Origin of the sequence: Streptomyces anulatus (assembly GCF_000721175.1) — a bacterium.
Classification (GTDB): domain Bacteria; phylum Actinomycetota; class Actinomycetes; order Streptomycetales; family Streptomycetaceae; genus Streptomyces; species Streptomyces anulatus_C.
The window spans coordinates 106,333-124,752 of the sequence record NZ_JOEZ01000001.1 but is presented as its reverse complement, the minus strand read 5'-3'; the positions used below and the strand labels follow the sequence as shown (position 1 = coordinate 124,752).

Annotated in this window: 12 protein-coding genes; 4 read left to right on the top strand and 8 right to left on the bottom strand. The window is 72.6% G+C overall.

Going from position 1 to position 18,420, the window contains the following annotated elements; all coding sequences use genetic code 11:
• Positions 1 to 65 precede the first annotated feature (65 nt).
• The 3 genes from IG90_RS0100560 to IG90_RS0100550 form a co-directional block, all read right to left on the bottom strand.
• Complete coding sequence (locus tag IG90_RS0100560; RefSeq protein ID WP_030575749.1) at positions 66 to 488, bottom strand: universal stress protein; 423 nt, start codon at positions 486 to 488, stop codon at positions 66 to 68.
• A gap of 129 nt (positions 489 to 617) precedes the next feature.
• On the bottom strand, positions 618 to 1,277 hold the full coding sequence (locus tag IG90_RS0100555; RefSeq protein WP_030575747.1) for a CE1759 family FMN reductase: 660 nt from the start codon (positions 1,275 to 1,277) through the stop codon (positions 618 to 620).
• Between the two features lie 5 nt (positions 1,278 to 1,282).
• The gene (locus IG90_RS0100550; protein ID WP_030575746.1) at positions 1,283 to 2,374 is read right to left on the bottom strand and encodes an LLM class flavin-dependent oxidoreductase; all 1,092 of its coding nucleotides are present in this window, start codon (positions 2,372 to 2,374) and stop codon (positions 1,283 to 1,285) included.
• A gap of 176 nt (positions 2,375 to 2,550) precedes the next feature.
• Here IG90_RS0100550 and IG90_RS40540 point away from each other — a divergent pair, with 176 nt between their 5' ends.
• A complete protein-coding gene (locus IG90_RS40540) occupies positions 2,551 to 2,691 on the top strand; it encodes a DUF6126 family protein (RefSeq protein WP_233435851.1) in 141 nt (46 codons plus the stop codon).
• A gap of 253 nt (positions 2,692 to 2,944) precedes the next feature.
• Positions 2,945 to 4,024 carry a tryptophan--tRNA ligase gene (gene trpS, locus IG90_RS0100540; RefSeq protein ID WP_030575744.1) on the top strand — a complete coding sequence of 360 codons (1,080 nt, stop codon included), beginning with the start codon at positions 2,945 to 2,947 and terminating at the stop codon, positions 4,022 to 4,024.
• Positions 4,025 to 4,073: 49 nt separating this feature from the next.
• On the opposite strand, the gene IG90_RS0100535 is transcribed toward trpS, so the two are convergent.
• The 4 genes from IG90_RS0100535 to IG90_RS0100520 form a co-directional block, all read right to left on the bottom strand.
• The gene (locus tag IG90_RS0100535) at positions 4,074 to 6,092 is read right to left on the bottom strand and encodes an NAD-binding protein (RefSeq protein WP_030575742.1); all 2,019 of its coding nucleotides are present in this window, start codon (positions 6,090 to 6,092) and stop codon (positions 4,074 to 4,076) included.
• Positions 6,093 to 6,122: 30 nt separating this feature from the next.
• Positions 6,123 to 11,156, bottom strand: a complete 5,034-nt coding sequence (locus IG90_RS0100530; RefSeq protein ID WP_030575739.1) for a DNA repair ATPase — start codon at positions 11,154 to 11,156, stop codon at positions 6,123 to 6,125.
• A gap of 291 nt (positions 11,157 to 11,447) precedes the next feature.
• A complete protein-coding gene (locus IG90_RS0100525; RefSeq protein WP_030575736.1) occupies positions 11,448 to 13,592 on the bottom strand; it encodes a flotillin family protein in 2,145 nt (714 codons plus the stop codon).
• A gap of 220 nt (positions 13,593 to 13,812) precedes the next feature.
• Positions 13,813 to 14,499, bottom strand: a complete 687-nt coding sequence (locus IG90_RS0100520; protein WP_030575734.1) for a hypothetical protein — start codon at positions 14,497 to 14,499, stop codon at positions 13,813 to 13,815.
• Between the two features lie 338 nt (positions 14,500 to 14,837).
• Between IG90_RS0100520 and IG90_RS0100515 the strand changes: the two genes are divergently transcribed.
• Together IG90_RS0100515 and hemC are read left to right on the top strand one after the other, a co-directional pair.
• Positions 14,838 to 15,911 (top strand): PucR family transcriptional regulator, encoded by a 1,074-nt coding sequence (locus IG90_RS0100515; RefSeq protein WP_030575732.1) that lies wholly within the window; start codon positions 14,838 to 14,840, stop codon positions 15,909 to 15,911.
• A gap of 159 nt (positions 15,912 to 16,070) precedes the next feature.
• Positions 16,071 to 17,003: a hydroxymethylbilane synthase gene (hemC, locus tag IG90_RS0100510; protein WP_030575730.1), complete on the top strand. Its 933-nt coding sequence runs from the start codon at positions 16,071 to 16,073 to the stop codon at positions 17,001 to 17,003.
• A gap of 140 nt (positions 17,004 to 17,143) precedes the next feature.
• Here hemC and IG90_RS0100505 read toward each other — a convergent pair whose 3' ends face one another.
• Positions 17,144 to 18,418 carry a cation:proton antiporter gene (locus IG90_RS0100505; RefSeq protein WP_030575728.1) on the bottom strand — a complete coding sequence of 425 codons (1,275 nt, stop codon included), beginning with the start codon at positions 18,416 to 18,418 and terminating at the stop codon, positions 17,144 to 17,146.
• Positions 18,419 to 18,420: the final 2 nt, after the last annotated feature.

The following is an 18,420-nucleotide window of genomic DNA, read 5'->3' as shown; positions in this document are numbered from 1 at the left end:
ACCCACTGACAACGGCCCCTCGTTCCTCCGCGGGGCCGTTGTGGGTGGGGCTGCAGGTGGGGTTGTCAGTTGCGGACGACCGTCACCGGGCACGGCGCGTGCTGGGTGACGTGGAGGCTGACCGAACCGAGCAGGGTGGCCTTGAAGCCGGTGTGGCCGCGGGCCCCCACGACGAGCAGGTCGGCGCCCTGGGCGCGGTCCAGCAGGGCCTGGGCCGGATTGCCGATGACCACGATCTTGCTGACGGCGGCGGCTCCCGCGGCGCCGAGGGCCTCCTCCAGCGCCTCGGTGAGGGCGACGGTGGCCATGGCCTGCGGGTCGAAGTCCTCCGGCATGCCCGGCATCATCGACGCCCAGCTGGTGGGAGGGTACTCCCAGCTGTTCACGGCCTCCACCGTGGCGCCGGTCAGCTCGGCCTGCCGCACGGCCCAGTGCAGTGCCTTGATCGAGGAGTCGGATCCGTCGACGCCCACAACGATCCTGCCCATGTATGTGCCTCCAGCTCGGTGAAGCTCGGTACGACCGGGCACAGCCCGGTAAAGCGTCCGATCTCACTGTAATCACAACCGGCAATGTGGGCGGGCCGGGTGACCCGCTCATGGGCCGCCCGCACGGCCTCAGTCCAGCCGCAGGTCCGCGAGCTGCTGCTCGAAGGGGACGACCGCGTCCTCCCCGTCGTCAAGGCCCGGCGTCCGCGAGGCCCCGGAGACCGTACGGCCCAGGACCGCGGAGGCCAGCTCGCCGCCGGCGCGCCGGATCCGGGACGGCAGGCCCTCGGTGTACTCGTCGCCCGGGGAGCCCCAGTCCTCCGACGCCGCGTAGACGGAGGTGGGCACGGTGACGGCCCGCAGGTAGGCGAAGAGCGGGCGTAGCGCGTGCTCCAGGACCAGCGAGTGCCGGGCCGTACCGCCCGTCGCGGCGATCACGACGGGCTTGCCGGTCAGCGCGGTGTTGTCGATCAGGTCGAAGAACGACTTGAACAGACCGCTGTACGAGGCGGTGAACACCGGCGTCACGGCGATCAGCCCGTCGGCCTCCGTCACCGCGTCGATCGCTTCCCGCAGCGTGGCGGAGGGGAAGCCGCTGAGCAGGTGGTGGGCGATGTCCACGGCGAGATCACGGAGCTCGACGACCTGGACCTCGATGTTCCGGTCCTGCTCGGCCGCGAGCCGTTCGCGCGCGGCGGCGGCCAGCCGGTCGGCCAGCAGCCGGGTGGAGGACGGCTGGCCGAGCCCGGCCGAGACGGCGACGACGCGCAGGGGCGTGGTGGCGAACATCGGGGTCAGGCATCCTTTCCGGAGGCCCGGGCGGCGGCGACCGCCGGGTGGACGGGTGCGGATTCCGGCACTCCGGCCGGCCGCAGGTTGGCGAACTCCTTGCGCAGCACCGGTACGACCTCCTCGCCGAGGATGTCGAGCTGCTCCAGGACCGTCTTCAGCGGGAGCCCCGCGTGGTCCATCAGGAACAGCTGGCGCTGGTAGTCGCCGACCCCGTCCCGGAACGTCAGCGTCCGCTCGATGACCTCCTGCGGGGAGCCCACCGTCAGCGGGGTCTCACGGGTGAAGTCCTCCAGGGACGGGCCGTGGCCGTAGACCGGCGCGCTGTCGAAGTACGGGCGGAACTCCCGTACCGCGTCCTGCGAGTTCTTGCGCATGAACACCTGGCCGCCGAGTCCGACGATGGCCTGTTCGGCGGTGCCGTGCCCGTAGTGGGCGTAGCGGCGCCGGTAGAGGGCGACCATCTTCTCCGTGTGCTCCATGGGCCAGAAGATGTTGTTGTGGAAGAAGCCGTCGCCGTAGTACGCGGCCTGCTCGGCGATCTCGGGGGAGCGGATGGAGCCGTGCCAGACGAACGGCGGGACACCGTCCAGCGGGCGCGGGGTGGCGGTGAAGGACTGGAGCGGCGTACGGAACTTGCCCTCCCAGTCCACGACGTCCTCGCGCCACAGCTTGTGCAGCAGGGCGTAGTTCTCGATGGCCATCGGGATGCCCTGGCGGATGTCCTTGCCGAACCACGGGTAGACCGGCCCGGTGTTGCCCCGGCCCATCATCAGGTCGACGCGGCCGTCCGCGAGGTGCTGGAGCGTGGCGTAGTCCTCGGCGATCTTCACCGGGTCGTTGGTGGTGATCAGCGTGGTGGAGGTGGACAGGATCAGGTTCTCGGTGCGGGCGGCGATGTAGCCGAGGGTCGTCGTCGGGGAGGACGGGACGAACGGCGGGTTGTGGTGCTCGCCGGTCGCGAAGACGTCCAGGCCGACCTCCTCGGCCTTCTGGGCGATGGCCAGGGTCGCCTTGATCCGCTCGTTCTCGGTGGGGGTCCGGCCGGTGACCGGGTCGGTCGTGACGTCCCCGACGGTGAAGATCCCGAACTGCATGACGTTCGCCTTCCTGAGTCCCGGCAGGGGATCCGGAGACCCTGACCGATTTGGTTGAACGTTGAACTACACCCTACAACGGGACCCCCCTCCGTCCTATTCCGCGCGGCCGGGACGGCTCCTGCGGGGCGCGTTCCATGCGACCGGGCCCCTCACGGCGCGCGTACTCTGGAAAGGTGAGCGAGCTGAAGAGCAACAGCGAGGAGTGGAAAGCGCGCGGAGTGTTCCTGCGCGTTTTCGTCTATGTCTTCGCGACGCACCTGTTCGCCGGCTTCATCTGGCTTCTCTTCTCCGTGGGCGGACACGCGCCGAAGTAGCGCGGACCGCCTCCGCGCCGGGCCCGTGGCCGGTACACTTACGCCATGACCTCCGTCCCGTGCCGAAACTGGTGGCGCTCCTCATAGGAGCGGCCACAGCATCTGCACGGAACCAGGGCCGTTCGACATGGACGGCCCTTTTCGCTGCCCTTGTACGACACCCTCGTACGGCGCGGACACGGAGACGAAGCGCAGCGGCGCACCGGCGGGGCCGTCCTCCACGCATCCACCACGCGAGGAGACACCAGACCCCATGACCAGCACCGCACCCGCCGCCCCCGGCACAGCACCCGCCTCGGTCACCCCCGCCGAGCTCCGCAGCGCTGAGCTGGAGCGCCGCATCGCCCAGGACCCCGGCAGCTTCCGGGTCCTCACCGGGGACCGCCCCACCGGCGCCCTTCACCTCGGCCACTACTTCGGCTCCCTGCGCAACCGGGTCCGCCTCCAGAACCTCGGCGTGGACGTCATCGTCCTCATCCCCGACTACCAGGTCATCACCGACCGCGACACCGCGGAGCGCCTGGGGGAGTACACCGACGGGCTGCTCCTGGACTACCTGGCCCTCGGCATCGACCCCGCCCGGTCCACCGTCTTCTGCCACAGCGCCGTCCCCGCGCTCAACCAGCTCATGCTGCCCTTCCTCAGCCTCGTCTCCGTCGCGGAGCTGAACCGCAACCCCACGGTCAAGGACGAGATCGCGCACTCCCGGCAGTCGACGGTCAGCGGGCTGATGCTCACCTATCCGGTGCACCAGGCCGCCGACATCCTGTCCTGCAAGGGCAACCTGGTCCCGGTCGGCCGGGACCAGGTGCCTCACCTGGAAGTGACCCGGACGATCGCCCGCCGCTTCAACGAGCGGTACGGCGACGTCTTCCCGGAACCGGACATCCTGCTCTCCGCCGCGCCCCTGCTGCTCGGCACGGACGGCACGAAGATGAGCAAGAGCCGGGCCAACTCCGTCCCGCTCGGCGCCACCGCCGACGAGACGGCCCGCCTCATCAAGGGCGCGACCACGGACGCCGACCGGCACATCACCTATGACCCCGACGCCCGCCCCAACGTCTCCTCCCTGGTGCTGCTGGCCGCCCTCTGCCTGGAGCGGGACCCGCACGAGGTCGCGGCGGAGATCGGCGACGGCGGAGCCGCCGCTCTCAAGCGGACGGTGACCGACGCGGTCAACAGCCACCTGGCCCCCTTCCGGGCCCGGCGGGCCGAGTACGCGAGGGACCTGCCGTACGTGCGGTCGGTGCTCCGCGCGGGCAACGAGCGGGCGAACGCCCTGGCGGCGGCCACGCTCGACGAGGTGCGGGAGGCGATGGGCGCGTTCCGGTAGCCGGCCGCGCACGCCGGAACCGGAACGGCGGCCACGCAGCCGCCGCCCTCTACCGCCTCGGCACCACCGACCGCTGCCGCCGCAGCAGCTCCGCGAGCCCCCGCCGGGTGGCGGCGATCACCACCCGGTCCTGGGCGCGCAGGACGTAGCCGGGGTGCAGGTCCCAGACCAGGCCCGAGGGCGGCGGCGTCGCGCCGCCCTGCGGGTCGTACGGCGGGATCGCGGCGAGGTCCGGGGTGCGGTCGGCCGGCGGGGTGGCGTCGATGGCCAGGACCCGCCAGGCGCCCGCCCGGAACGCGTGCTCGACCGTGCGGCCCTCCAACTGCGGGTGCCCCGCGACCTCCAGGGCCGCGAAGAGCATGACCTTGCGCTCGACCGGGATCGCGCCGAGGATCTGGCGGCCCATCATGGCGCCCGCGAAGGCCGGCGCGGCCAGGTGGGAGACCGAGCGGGAGCGGGTCAGGGCCCCGGGGTGCGCGGTGCGCAGAGTGCGGTAGACGGCGGTGGCGAACTCGTCGTCGAACAGCCGCAGTGCCACCCTCAGGTCCGGCTTCACCGAGCGGGCGTACAGCGTGGCTTCAAGGTTCGTGGTGTCGATGCTGGTGAGCGCCAGGAGGGCGCGGGCGCGGCGGATCTTGGCCGCTTCGAGGACGCCTTCCTGGGTGACGTCGCCGATGACGGTCGGCACGTGCATCGAGCGGGCCAGCGGGATGCCGCGCGCCTCGGGGTCCTCCTCGACGACGACCACCGGGATGTCGAGCTCGCGGAGCCGTACGAGGACGCGCGTACCGATCTTGCCGAGCCCCAGCAGCACCACGTGCCCCGACAGGCCGCGCGGCGGGCGGCGCAGCGAGGACGCGGTGCGCAGGGTGCCGAACGCCTCCAGGACGGCGGCGAGCAGCAGCGGGAGCAGGAGCAGCCCGGCGATGCCGGAGAGGAGCTGGATGATCTGCCGGGCCGGCGGTGCGCCCTCCGCCGGGTCGTTCATGCCCAGCAGGTCGAGCAGGGTCAGGTAGGTGGAGTGGACCGCGGTGTCCTCGGTGGTCAGGAGCGAGGCGATCACCAGGGCGAGCGCGGCGACCGCGAAGCCGAGGGCCGACCAGCGAAGCCTGCGGGAGAAGACCTGGGAGAGCGGGGCGCCCCTGCCGCCCATGCGGGTGGCCGGACGGTCCGGGTCGGCCCGGCTGACCGCTTCGAGGACCACCGTGCCCCGGCCGGCCGCGGCGGCGACGGCGCTCTCGTCGGGCAGCAGTTGCGGGGCCTCGTCGCCGCTGCTGTCCGAACCCTCCGCGCCCGCCGGGTCGTTGGTGGTGGAGGAGAGCAGGGCGAGGGTGCACAGGCCGGGGTCGGCCGTCTCGCCGGGGCGGGGCGGGGGGCGTTCGGCCGCGCGCAGGAGCAGGCCCTCGGCCTGGATGATCTTGCTGCTGCCGGTCAGGGCGGTGGCGGCGAGGGCCGGGGCGGCGGTGTCGGCGTCGGACAGGACGGTGGTGGAGGCGTCCAGCAGCGCCGGGTCGATGCCGGGCATGGCGACGGCCGCCGCCTGGTCGAGCAGCTCCTCCAGGTGGAGCCCGAGCTTGCGGTTGTAGAGCCGGATCACCAGCCGCAGACGGGGGTTGAGGCGTCGGGCGGTCAGAGCGGCGCGGATGTTGCGCTCGTCGTCGTCGTAGACGAGCGCGAGGGCGGCGGCCCGGTCGACGCCCGCCTCCTCCAGTACGTCGTCGGAGGGCTCGGGCGCCTCCATGATGCGGACGGCCTCGACCCCGGCGTTGGTGTCGCCGCTGCCGCCGGCCGGCCCGCCGCCGGTGGTCCCACCGCCGTTGCCCGCGCGGTTCATCGCCGCCGACATCCGGCCGAACAGGGCTGCTGCCCGCCCCCGTTGGGTCAGCGGCGTCTCGGGACCGTTCGCGTCCCGGCCCGGGGGCAGGAGCAGGGTGACCCGCTCCCCGTAGACGTAGCGCAGCTCCACGGCGAGACGGCGCGCCAGGGCGTCGTCGCCGCAGACGATCATGTGGCCGGTGGACGGTGGGCGTCCCGGTTGCTGAGGAAGTGGGGGCACGAAACCCAGCATGCCGTGATCCTTCCGGCTCGGTCTTCCCGATCAGTGCGGAGAGTTTGTGATCTTCGCATGGCGGCCGGGAACGGCCCGGTCGTCGACCGGCCCCTGAGGGCCTTGGGGCCCCGCCGGCAGGTGCCCGGGGTCCGCCGCCCGCTGGATCGCCGTCTCCACCGCCGCGATCCGGTCCGCGAGCAGTCCGAGCGCGGCCACCGCCCGGGAGATGGGGTCTCCCCTGTTCGAACGCAGCTGAGAGCTTGGGGAAGTGTCGCCGTCCGGCCCCCCGAGCGCCTGCGTGCGGACGTAGGAGGCGGTGATCGCCGCCCACCGCTCGGCCTGCTCAGCGGTGAGCGTGCCGCGCAGGGCGGCCAGCTTCAGCAGGTTGGCCTCGGCCCCGGTGGTGAGCGTCTGGGCCTCGCCCGCGTAGTGGTCCTCGACGACGGCGGACAGCTCGTCGTCGTTCATGACGGGCACGATCCGCTCGGCGATCTTGTTCATGTTGCGGTAGGAGCCCTGGAGCCGGAACGGCGGTTCGGTGCGGGTGGCGTCCGTCTGCGCGGCCGAGGCGATGTACGCCGCGTTCACCGCGAGCACGGTGTCCCGGGCCGTGAGCAGATGGCGCAGCACGGCCAGGATACGGTCCAACTCGGCTGCGCTGTAGGGGTGTTCCAGGTGCTCGGCCCGTGCGGCCGGATCGCTCCCGCCCGCCAGCCGCACCAGCAGCGCCAGGTCGTCCCGTGAGCGGGCGGCCAGCGGGGCGAGGACCGGGTTGGCGGTCAGCGCGTTCTCCACGAAGCTCAGCGCGAAGACGTCGTCCCGGCCGCTGAGGACCTCGCCGAGGTTCCACACGTCGGCCCGGTTGGCGAGCATGTCGGGGATCCGGAACCGCTTGCCGGACTCGGTGTACGGGTTGCCCGCCATGCACACCGCGAACCGCTTGCCCCGCAGGTCGTAGCTGCGCGGCTCGCCGTCCCGCACGCCCTCGATGCGGCGCGTGGCGTCGCACAGCGGGATGAACTTCTGGAGCAGCTCGGGCGAGGTGTGCTGGATGTCGTCGAGGTAGAGGAGCGTGTTGTTGCCCGCCTCAAGGGCGAAGTTGATCTTCTCGATCTCCTGCCGGGCGGTGGCGCTCGGGGCCCGGTCCGGGTCGAGGGAGGTCACGTCGTGGCCCAGGTTCGGCCCGCTGATCTTGACGAGGACCATCCCGAGCCGGTCCGCGACGTACTCCATGAGAGTCGTCTTGCCGTAGCCGGGCGGTGAGACGAGCAGCAGCATGCCCTGCGAGTCGGTGCGCCGGTCGGCGTCGGCGGTGCCGAGCTGCTTGGCCAGGCTGTCGCCGATCAGCGGCAGGTACACCTCGTCCAGCAGCCGGTTGCGGACGAACGCGGACATCACGCGCGGCCGGTGGTCGTCCAGCCGCAGCCGTCCGCGCTCGGCGGTCACCAGGGAGGTGCGCAGCCGCTGGTAGGCGCGGAAGCCGGGCACGGTGTCCGCGCGGAACCGGGCGGTGCGGGCGAGGAGTTCGTCGATCCGTACGGTGAGGGCCCCGCCGCCCGCGAGGCGCGGGTGGTCGCCGAGGAGGCCCTCCAGCCGCTCGGTGAGCGGCGCGTCGCACGCGTACCGCTCCAGCTCCGGGCAGAGCTCGACCGCCACGGCCTCCGCCAGGTCGCCGTCGCCGAGCTCCGCCCCCGTGGCATCGGCGTACGGGGCGAGCCAGCCCTCCACGAGCTGCCGGCGGGCGGCCAGGTCGTCGCCGAGGGCGGCGAGGTCGTCCCCGTACGCGTCGGGGCCCGCCGCCCGGTGGAAGGCTTCCAGGAACGCGCGGATCGAGGAGCCCACGACGAACCCGGCGGGCCCGGTGGTCAGTTCCTCGAAGAGGTACGCGGCGACGGCGTGACCCGGCGCGGACGGGGACGGGGAGCCGATCGCCGCCGCCCACTCCTCCTGGAGCACCGCGATGGCCGGGGCCAGCCCGAAGGTGTCGCGGGCGCGGGCCAGGGAGGCCGCGCGCCTGGTCCAGGAGGTGCGCTGGGCCTCATCGGTGCCGTACGTCCAGAACAGCTGGGCGGCCGCCCGCGCGGCGGGCTCGTGGCGCAGCAGCCCGGCGCCCGCGTGCAGGCGCAGCAGGGCGGCCAGGATCGCGGTGGCGTCCTCGTCGTGGACGCCCCGGGTGTACCCCTCGTCGTACGCCTCGGCGGCCGACTCCCGTACCAGTGCGGTCAGTTCGGTGTCCGCGAGCGAGGCCAGGCGGCTCGCCCCGTGCTCGTCGAGGAGCCGGGCCGCCAGGTGCTCGGCGCGGTAGACGGAGGCGTTCTCCGAGGGGAGCAGCTGCTCCCAGTACGGCCGGGCGGCCGTGAACGCCGGGTCGGTGACCGGGGCCCGGTAGTCCGTCCCGGTCAGCGCGAAGGCGAGGCTCTCCCCGGCGGGCACGAGGGTCAGGTCGAACGGCTGGGTGTTCACCGCGAACCGGTGGCGGCCCAGCTTGATCACGGAGCCGCCGTCCGCGTACAGCTCGGTGCGGTCGCGCAGGGCGCGGCCCGCCTCCTGGCGGGCCGCCTTCAGCCGCCCGTCCAGCTCCTCCGCCCGTACGGGGTCGCCCAGTTCGCGCAGCTCGTCGGCGGTCCGGCGGACCTTGGCGACCATCGGGTCGGAGGCGAAGTAGGTGTGGACGGCGTCGAGGTCCTCCAGCGAGGTCAGTCGCCGGGCGATGGTGTCGAGCACCCGGTCGGCCGACCCGGCCAGCCGCTCCGCGCGCCGCGCCCGCTCGTCCTGGAGGGTCTGCTTGCGCGCCGAGAACGCTTCGTACACCTCGGTGCGGCGCTCGGCCAGCTCGGCGAGGAAGTCGTCGAACTCCGCGAATCGTGACTCCAGGTTCTCCAACTGGAGCAGCAGACGGGCCAGTTGGTCGTCGCATGCCTCCGGCGACGCGGCCGCTGCCAGCGCGCCCGTGACGGCCTGCCCGAGCAGCGCGAACTCGGCGGCGAACTCGGCCCGCCCCTCCTTCGACAGCAGCTCCCGGCGGCGCGCCTCCAGGGTGGCGCGGGCCCGGTTCGCGCCGCCCAGCACCTCGGCGATCCGCTCCAGGATCGACGTGCGCACGGTGGCGTCGCCGATCTCCAGGCCGGCGACCACGTCCGTGACGGTGGCCAGCCCCTCCGTCATCGCGGCCAGCCGGTCGGTCACCGCGGAGGCGTCCCGGACGGTCTCCAGCGCCCCCGCGTCGGCCACGAGCCCGGCGATGTCCTCGTGATACCCGTCGAACGCGTCCTGGCGGGCCAGGAACGACACGGCCCGCTGGGCGGCGGAGGCGATGTCGTCCTCGGTCCGGGCGGACAGCTCGGCGATCCGCTCGGCGTCGGCGTACCGCATCTCGCCGACCGTCGCCAGGTGGCCGTGCGCCTGGCGGAGTTCGGTCAGCCGCTCCACCCACACGGACGCCGAGCCCGGCACCTCGCCGCGCACCCGCCGCACCAGCGCGGTGATACGGCCGGCGGTCTCCTCCAGCGCGTCGGCGGCCCGCCGGGTCAGGTCCTGTACGGCGGTGAACTCGGCCAGCACCTGCTGCGCGGTTGCCCGCAGCTCCCGCAACGGCTCGTCGAGCGCGCCCAGTTCGGGATCGGACAGCCAGTGGTACCGGTCCTGGGCGCGGGCGCAGTCGGCGGCGAGCCGCCCGTACACGGCGGTCGTCGGCGTCATGTCCCGTACGCCATGGGCGAGCGCGAGGCAGTCGGAGATCCCGCGCACCAGGTCGGCGTTGCCGGTCCGGGCGAGCGGCCCGGTCCCGGCGGGGCGGGCGGCGGCATAGGTGTCGGAGACGTACGGCGTCTGCCAGCGCTGCAACGGGTGCACGCGCGCCGGCCCGTCCGGGTTGTCCCGGAGCAGGATCAGCGTCCCGTCGTCGAGCAGCGCGTGCCCGCGTCCGGTGAGCGGGGTGGCGACCTCCTGGCGGATCAGGTTGTAGGGCAGGAGGAGGCTGCGGAGGCCGTCGCGGGAGCGGAAGGCGTAGAGCACGTCCTCCCCGTTGGGCGAGCGGACGGCGCCCTCGAAGACCGGCTCGGTCAGCTCCTCGGCGGTGTCGAAGGTCTTCGCGGTGCCGGTGGTGAGGTAGTAGCCGCCGGGGAAGATGATCCCCTGGTCCTCGGGGAGCCGGTGGCACGCGGGCCCGATGCCGTCGAGCCGCTGGACGGTCGCGAGCAGCGAGTTGAAGACCAGGTGCCGCCAGGCGTCCTCCTTGTAGGGCCGCACGCGCAGCAGCACCAGCGGCCCGGCCTCGGCGTACTCGACGTCGGCGTCGGCCAGCGACTGCAGCGGCTCGTCGACGGGCTCCTCGTAGATCCCGTCCGGCGACTCGGTGTCGTCGGTGACCTTGACGGTGAGCGTCCCGCCGAGCGTGTCGACGAAGAGCCCGCCGCCCTTGCCGACGGCGATGTGCGGATGGCGCCCCGGGACGTGGGCCTCACGCCCGGCCACGGTCCACTCGAAGTCGTGGGAGGGCGGGAAGACGTGGTCACGCTCACCCTGCGCGTCGAGGAACGCCCCCGGCGACCCGTCCGCCCCGAGGGCCCACCGCAGGACCCGGATGTCCTCGGCGTCCGCGCCCGTACGGAAGACGGCGAGGAGCTTGCCGTTGACGCGGCGGAGGCGCAGGAGGCGGGCGTCGCGGAAGTAGCGGTGGAGGGAGGAGAACTCGCGCCGGAAGCCTTCGTCGTCGAGGAGGGTGCCGTCCGACCCCGGCGCATCGCCGTCCGCCTCGGAGTCCCGTACGAGGAGGACGTCGTCGACCCCGGCCTCACCACGGGCCCCCGGCCCCCGCTCGAACCCGAAGAGCAGCTTCCCGCCCACGGCGACGAGGTCCCGCGGCACGGAGGCCCGCTCGGTGCGCACCTGCTCGGTGGCAAGCAGCCGCAGCGCGGTCGACCCGAACTCCCCGGTCCGCCGTACGTTGAGCGCCTCGGCCCGCCGCACGAGCTCCCCGGCCTGCGCCGAGAGCCGCCGCCGCAGCACCTCGTAGGCACCGGCATCCACATCGCCCTCCCCGCCCTGAGGCGCGGTGACGGTGGCGGTGATGTCGCTGTCCATGCGTACGGCTCCCTACGTGTTTCTTCGGACTCGGCCCGTGCGGCGCACGCTCGGCCCGTCCGGCGTTCGAGGACGGATCCTTCGGGCCGGTGGGTCCGCCTCCCGGCGTGCGGGGGCGGGCCCGGGAATCCAGCCCGTCCGGCGCTTGAGGACGGAACCCCGGGCTCGGCGGGCCCGCCCCTGACGGGCAGGCCGGTCCTGGTGCGCCCACCCCCGTGGGACGCAACCCGGACCACCGGGCCCCCTGGCCAGGGGTTCCGTTCTCAAACGCCGGACGAGGCCGGGAAGGGGCTACCCGAGCGCCCCGGCCCCGTTCCGGGACGCGACATCAGCGACCGGAGCCACCTTCGTACCGCCCCCCGCCGCACCCGTCAGCGAGGACACCGGCAGATCCGCGAGCCCCAGCTCCTTCGCAGCCGCCAGCAACTGCTGCACCTGCCCCGAAGCCGCCCCCGACGACCCCGGCCCCATCAGCCGCATCAGCAGCGCCGACACCGTCAGGTTCTGCACATCACCCGTGGAGAACGAGCCCAGCACCCGGCTGAGGTCGTCCGTGAAGGACGACGAACCGTCCAGCCACGGCCCCGCCAGGGCCTGCGCGGTCTGCGAGTTGTCGACGAACCCGTCGACGGCCTTGCCGAGCGAGATCGACGAGACGAGCCGGTCGAAGAAGACCGAGTCGCCGCCGACGATGTCGATGTCGGCGTTCTCCAGACCCGTCGCCAGGACCGTGGCCTGCGCCTCGGCGACCTGCCGCTGCACTTCCAGGCCGGCCAGCCGGATCTCCTTCTCCGCGTCGAGCCGCAGCCGGTACTCCTCGTGCCCGCGCGACGCCTCGTCCAGCGCCGCCATCGCGGCCGCCTTCTCCGTGAGCCCCGCGGCCTCCGCCTTCAGCTTCTCGCCGATGACCGCCGCGTCGGCGGTCGCCTGCGCCCGGGTGCCCTCCGCCGTGGCGAGCGCCTTGAGCCGCGAGCCCTCCGCCTCGGCCTTGAGCCGGGCCGCCGTCGCCTCGGCCTCCGCGAGACCGGCCTTCTCGGTGACGTCCGCCTCCGCGTCGCGCACCTGCACGGCGGCGAGCCCGGGCGCGGCCGTCTCGGCCTGGATGCCCTCGGCGAGCCGCAGCTTGGCCTGCGCGTCGAGGTCCGCGGTCTTGAGCCGCGCCTCGGCGAGCGTGAGCTGCTCGGCGGCCAGGTGCGTGGAGGCCGCCTCCGCCGCCTCGGCCGCCTTGATGTCCTTGACCAGCTTCTCCTGGGCCTCCGCCTCGGCCGCGATGATGACCGACTTGCGGGACCGCTCGGCGTCCTCGACGGCACGCAGGGTGAGGATCGACTCCTCCTGCTCGGCGACCGTACGGTCCACCGCGATCCGCTCCCGGATGACGTCGGCGACCTCGCGCCGCTCGGCCTCGACCTCCTTCGTGGCGGCGATCCGGTTCAGCTCGGTCTCGCGCTCCCGCCCGATGACCTCCAGCATCCGGTCCTTCTCGATGCGCTCGCTCTCGACGGCGATGACGCGCTCGCGGTTCTTCTGCGCGACGGCGATCTCCCGCGCCTGGTTCTCCCGCTGGATGCCGAGCTGCTCCTCGGTCTTGATGAACGCGCTCTGCGAACCGAGCCGCTCCTCCTCCTGCACCCGTGCGGTGGCGGCCTCCTCGCGGGCCCGCAGCACCTCGACCTCGCGGCGCTGCTTGATCTCCGCCTCGGCCTGCCGGCGCTCCAGCTCCAGGATCGTCTCGCGGGCGTCGACGTCCTGCCGGGTGATCTCCTTCTGCTCGGTGCGCTGGAACTCGTTGGTGCGCACGTGCTCGATCGCGGTCAGCTCGGTGATCTTCCGGATGCCCTGGGCGTCCAGGATGTTGGCCCCGTCGAGCTGGGCCATCGGGGTCTGCTCGAGGAAGTCGATCGCGGCGTCGTCGAGGTGGTAGCCGTTCAGGTCGGTGCCGATGACCTGGATGATCCGGTCCCGGAACTCCTCGCGCTTGGTGTACAGGTCGACGAAGTCGAGCTGCTTGCCGACGGTCTTGAGCGCCTCGGAGAACTTCGCGGCGAAGAACTCCTGGATGGCGACCTTGTCGCTCGCCCGGGCCGTCCCGATGGACTGCGCGACCTTGATGACGTCCTCGACGGTCTTGTTGACCCGGACGAAGAAGGTGATCTGGATGTCGGCGCGGATGTTGTCCTGGCAGATGAGGCCCTCGCGCCCGGCGCGGCGGATCTCGATCGTCTTCACCGAGATGTCCATCGTCTCGGCCTTGTGGAGCACGGGCAGGACGACGGCGCCGGTGAAGGTGACGTCGACCTTCTTGGTCTTGGAGATGATCAGGGCCTTGCCCTGCTCGACCTTGCGGAACAGCCGGGTGATGACGAAGACGATGGCGATGACGATGAGCAGGACAGCGGCGATGAGCACGCCGATGCCCAAGGAGATGGCATCCATAGAAGAGTCCTTGGCGGCTTGTCGGTACGGAAGTGGCACAAGCGAAGTAGGGGTGGCCGGCCGTCACGGAGACGGGCGGCCCGGCAGTGGCGGGCGGCGGGCGAGCCCCACGGGTGTGTCCGTCAGGGAGATCAGGCGCCTCGGAGGCTCGGAGCCCCGGTGCCCCGCCGGGTCATCCGGACAGGTCACCAGGCGGCCCGGGGCACCGAGGTCACCCGGGTCAGCCGTTCGTCCCGCCCGGCAGTTCGTGTGGTCGGGTGTTCGGGCCCGGATCGAGCGCCGCGTCGTAGGGCGAGACCCAGAAGAACTCGCCGTCCTCGTCGTACGCGTAGAGGAGTCCGGAGCCGCCCAGGACGAGCGGCGCTTCCTCGGCGCCCGGTGCGGAGAGCCGGGAGGGTGACGGGAACGGGTCGGCCCGGCGGACCTGCACGATGGCCGTCGAACCGTCCTGGGACACGACCTCGGCCTGGCCGAACGTCGCGGTGACGGAGCCGGTGCGGATCGTGCAGACGCTCCCGACGAAGTCCAGCCTCGATGGCGGAGGTTCCGCCGGGAAGTACCGGTGGAAGCGGTGGACGAGGAGGCGGACGGCCGCCCAGGCGATGAGCAGTGACCCGGCGAGTACGGCGACGGCGAGCACGGTGCGGGTGGCGGTGCCCATCTCGCTCCGGCGCAGCAGGACCGTACCGGTCAGGCTGCCGAACCAGGAGAAGACGACCAGCAGCGAGACGGAGACGGAGACCGGGACACCGCCGAGACCGGCCGGGCCGGTGTCGAGGTCCCCGTCGAAGGAGTCGTGGCCGGCGGCCCCGGCCAGCACCAGCAGCCAGAAGCAGACGACGACCACCAGAGCGGCGCCGAAGATGACGGCGGGGAATCCGAGTGCCGCGTCCAGGAACTCGTCCATCGGTCCCACCCCCCCTGTGGTTCGGCGCACGGGCCCTGAGGCGGTGCGCGTCCTTGATGCCGGTACGGGGGCGGTGAGCGGCCGGTCGGCGGGCAAGGGGGACCCCGGCGCCGCGGCGTTGTCGTAACCTGCCGCAGCCGCCGGGTTGTTCTCCCCGTTCCCCCGTGTTCCCCCGTGTGCTTCCCCCGTGTTGTTGCTGACCTGATCCTGTCATCCGGGACCCGTCCGGTGCATTGCCGGATCCCGGCAATCTTTACGCTGCGCTGATGCCGGGCACCGGCACCGCCCCGTATGCGTTGGGGAAATGACAGGACTGTTGCAAGGCTGAAGGAGAGTGCGTGGCCGAGCCGAGGGTTCCCGAGGAAATGCTGGGTGATTATGCCCATATTCTGGGCGAAGTCGCCCTGACCGGACGTCGCCTGACGCGTGACGAACTGGAGGCGCGCCGTGCGTTGGGCCGTGCGGCGGCGGACGCGGGCTATCAGCTGCGCGCCCTGGTGACGATGCATCTGGCACAGACGCGAGAGGCCTGGCCGCGCGCCGCTGCCGGAAACTCCCCTGCCGTGACCGACGCCGTCCTGGCCGCGATGGAGCAGGCGGTCGACGCGTTCGCCGAGGGCTTCGAGCGCGCCCAGCGGCTCACCGTACGCCGGGAGGAGGCGGCGCGCCGGGAGTTCATCGACGATCTGCTCTACGGGCGCAGCGATCTGGTCCGGCTCGCGGAGCGGGCGACCCGCTTCGGTCTGCGGCTTTCCCGGGCGCACGCGGTCGCGGTGGCATCGGGCCCGGAGGCGTACACGGAGACGGACGCGGTGCCGCGCAGTGTGGAGACGGCGCTGCTGACGCGGTTCAGCGGCCGCAAGATCCTGCTCACGACGAAGGACGGCCGGATCGTCTGCATCGCCCCGGGCAGCCAGCCCGACGTCCTGCGCTACTTCGCCAAGCAGGCGCACGCGGCGACGGACGGCGGCCGGGTCGCGGTCGGCCGCCCGCACAAGGGCCCGGGCGGGGTGGTCCACTCGTACGACGAGGCGCTCGAAGCCCTCGATCTGGCGGGCCGGATGGGGATGGACGACCCCGTGCTGTACGCCTCGGACCTGATGGTCTACCCGGTGCTGACCCGGGACCGGCAGGCGATGGCCGATCTGGTGCGCAGCGAGCTGGGCCCGCTGCAGAAGGCGAGGGGCGGCGCGGAACCGCTGCTGAACACGCTGGCGGTCTACTTCGACGCGGGCTGTGTCGCCGCCGAGACGGCCCGCCGGCTGACGCTGAGCGTACGGGCGCTGACCTACCGCCTGGAGCGCATCCACCAGTTGACCGGGTCCGACCCTTCGGACCCGGTGCACCGCTACAGCCTGCAGACGGCGGTCATCGGCGCCCGGCTGCTGGACTGGCCGGCCAAGGAGCTGTGACCCGACCCGGCCGGCCCGTCGGCTCCGCAACCCCCGGGGAACCGCCGGACCGATGCCGTCTCGCACGGGCGATCGATACCCAACACTTTTTGCGCGCACCGGAGATGAGTGCCGAGTCCGGTCGCCGGAGTCCGTGCCCGACCCCCTATCGTGGGCGCCATGTCCGTCGATCTGATCCGCATCGTGTCCCGTGACTCCCCCATGGCGCTCGCTCAGGTGGAGAGGGTGCGCGCCGAGTTGGCCGGACTCCACCCCGGCATCCGTACCGAAGTCGTTCCGGTCAGGACGACCGGCGACAAGTGGATGGGCGACCTCAGCGCCGTCGAGGGCAAGGGCGCGTTCACCAAGGAGGTCGACCAGGCGCTGCTCGCCGGGGAGGCGGACCTGGCGGTGCACTGCGTCAAGGACATCCCGGCGGACCGCCCCCTGCCCGCGGGCACGGTCTTCGCCGCCTTCCTCCGGCGCGACGACATCCGCGACGCCCTGATCCACCCCGGCGGCCTGACCCTCGACGAACTGCCGGCCGGGACCCGGATCGGCACCTCGTCCGTACGCCGCTCCGCGCAGCTCGCCGCGTCGCACCCGCACCTCGACTGCGTACCGATGCGCGGCAACGCCAACCGCCGGCTGGAGAAGCTGGCGGCCGGCGAGGCCGACGCGCTGCTCCTGGCGGTGGCCGGTCTGGAGCGGATCGACCGTAGGCACGTGATCACCGAGATCCTTTCGCCCGAGGTGATGTGCCCGCCGATCGGCGCGGGGGTCCTCGCCCTCCAGTGCCGCGAGGGCGACGGCGCCGTCATCGACCTCGTGAGCGGTCTCGGTGACCCGGCGGCGTACCGCGAGACGACCGCCGAGCGGATGTTCCTCCATGTGCTGCAGGGCCACTGCAACAGCCCGATCGCCGGGTACGCGCAGGCCGAGCGGAACGGCGACCTCTCGCTGCGGGCGAAGGTGTTCACGCCCGACGGCAAGACCGTGCTGAACGCGCACGAGTGGGCGGGACCCCTGGACCCGGCCACCCTGGGCACGTCCGTGGCGGTCGCGCTGCTGCGACAGGGAGCGCGGGACCTGATCGACGGCATCGCGCACTGAGGCGTACGGAGACGTACTGAATACCGGCGACGACGAAGCCCCCCGGACACGGGGTGAGTGTCCGAGGGGCTTCGTCGTGAGCGGTGAGCCGCAGGCGCGAGCGGCAGGGGCGAGCGGCAGGAGCCGGGGCTGGGACGCGGCTACTCGCGCGTCTCGCCGGCCGGCTCCGGGGTGAGGTCGTCGTGCGCCGGCAGCCGGCGCTCGGGCGCGGACTTCGCGACGGGCTCCTTCATCGCCGCACCGCTCGTGTCCTTGCCGCCGCCGCGCCGCGCCTCGATCTTCGCCGCGATGGGCTGTGTCCACCGTGCGGTGAGCGGGCCGACGATGACGAGGATCAGCACGTACGCGGTGGCGATGGGGCCGATGCGCGGCTCGGTGGCCACGGCCAGACCGGCGATGACGATGGAGAACTCACCGCGCGCCACGAGGGTGCCGCCCGCCCGCCAGCGACCGCGCGAGCCGACTCCGGCGCGGCGGGCCGCGTAGTAGCCGGTGGCGATCTTGGTGAAGGTGGTGATGATGGCGAGCAGGGCCGCGGGCAGCAGCACCGGCGGGATGTCGGCCGGGTTCGTGGAGAGTCCGAAGAAGACGAAGAACACGGCGGCGAACAGGTCCCGCAGCGGCGTGAGCAGCTTGCGGGCGCCCTCGGCGACCTCGCCGGAGAGCGCGATGCCGACGAGGAACGCGCCGACGGCCGCGGACACCTGGAGCTGCTGGGCGACACCGGCGACCAGGAGGGTGAGGCCGAGGACGACCAGGAGCAGCATCTCCGGGTTGTCGGAGGAGACCGCGCGGCTGATCAGGCGGCCGTGACGGAGCGCCAGGTAGAGGACGAGCCCGACGGCACCGAGGGCGATCACGAGCGCGAGGCTGCCGCCCGCCAGGCTGACGCCGGCGAGCATGGCGGTGAGCAGCGGCAGGTACACCGCCATCGCCAGGTCCTCCATGACGAGGACGCCGAGGATGACCGGGGTTTCGCGGTTACCGAGCCGGCCGAGGTCGGTCATGACCTTCGCGATCACGCCGGACGAGGAGATCCAGGTGACACCGGCGAGCGCGACGGCGCCCACGGGGCCCCAGCCGAGGATCAGGGCGGCGACGGCGCCGGGCGTCGCGTTGAGCACGAAGTCCACGGCACCGGACGGATACTGCGTCTTGAGGCTGGTGACCAGCTCGGACGCGCTGTACTCGAGCCCGAGCAGCAGAAGCAGCAGGATGACGCCTATCTCGGCGCCCACCATGGTGAACTCCTCGCTGGCCTTGAGCGGGATCAGGCCCCCGTGCCCGAACGCCAGCCCGGCGAGGAGGTAGAGCGGGATGGGGGAGAGCCCGATCCGGCCGGCGAACCGCCCGAGGAGCCCCAGCCCGAGGATGACGGCCCCCAGCTCCACCAGCAACGCAGTCGTGTCGTGCACGG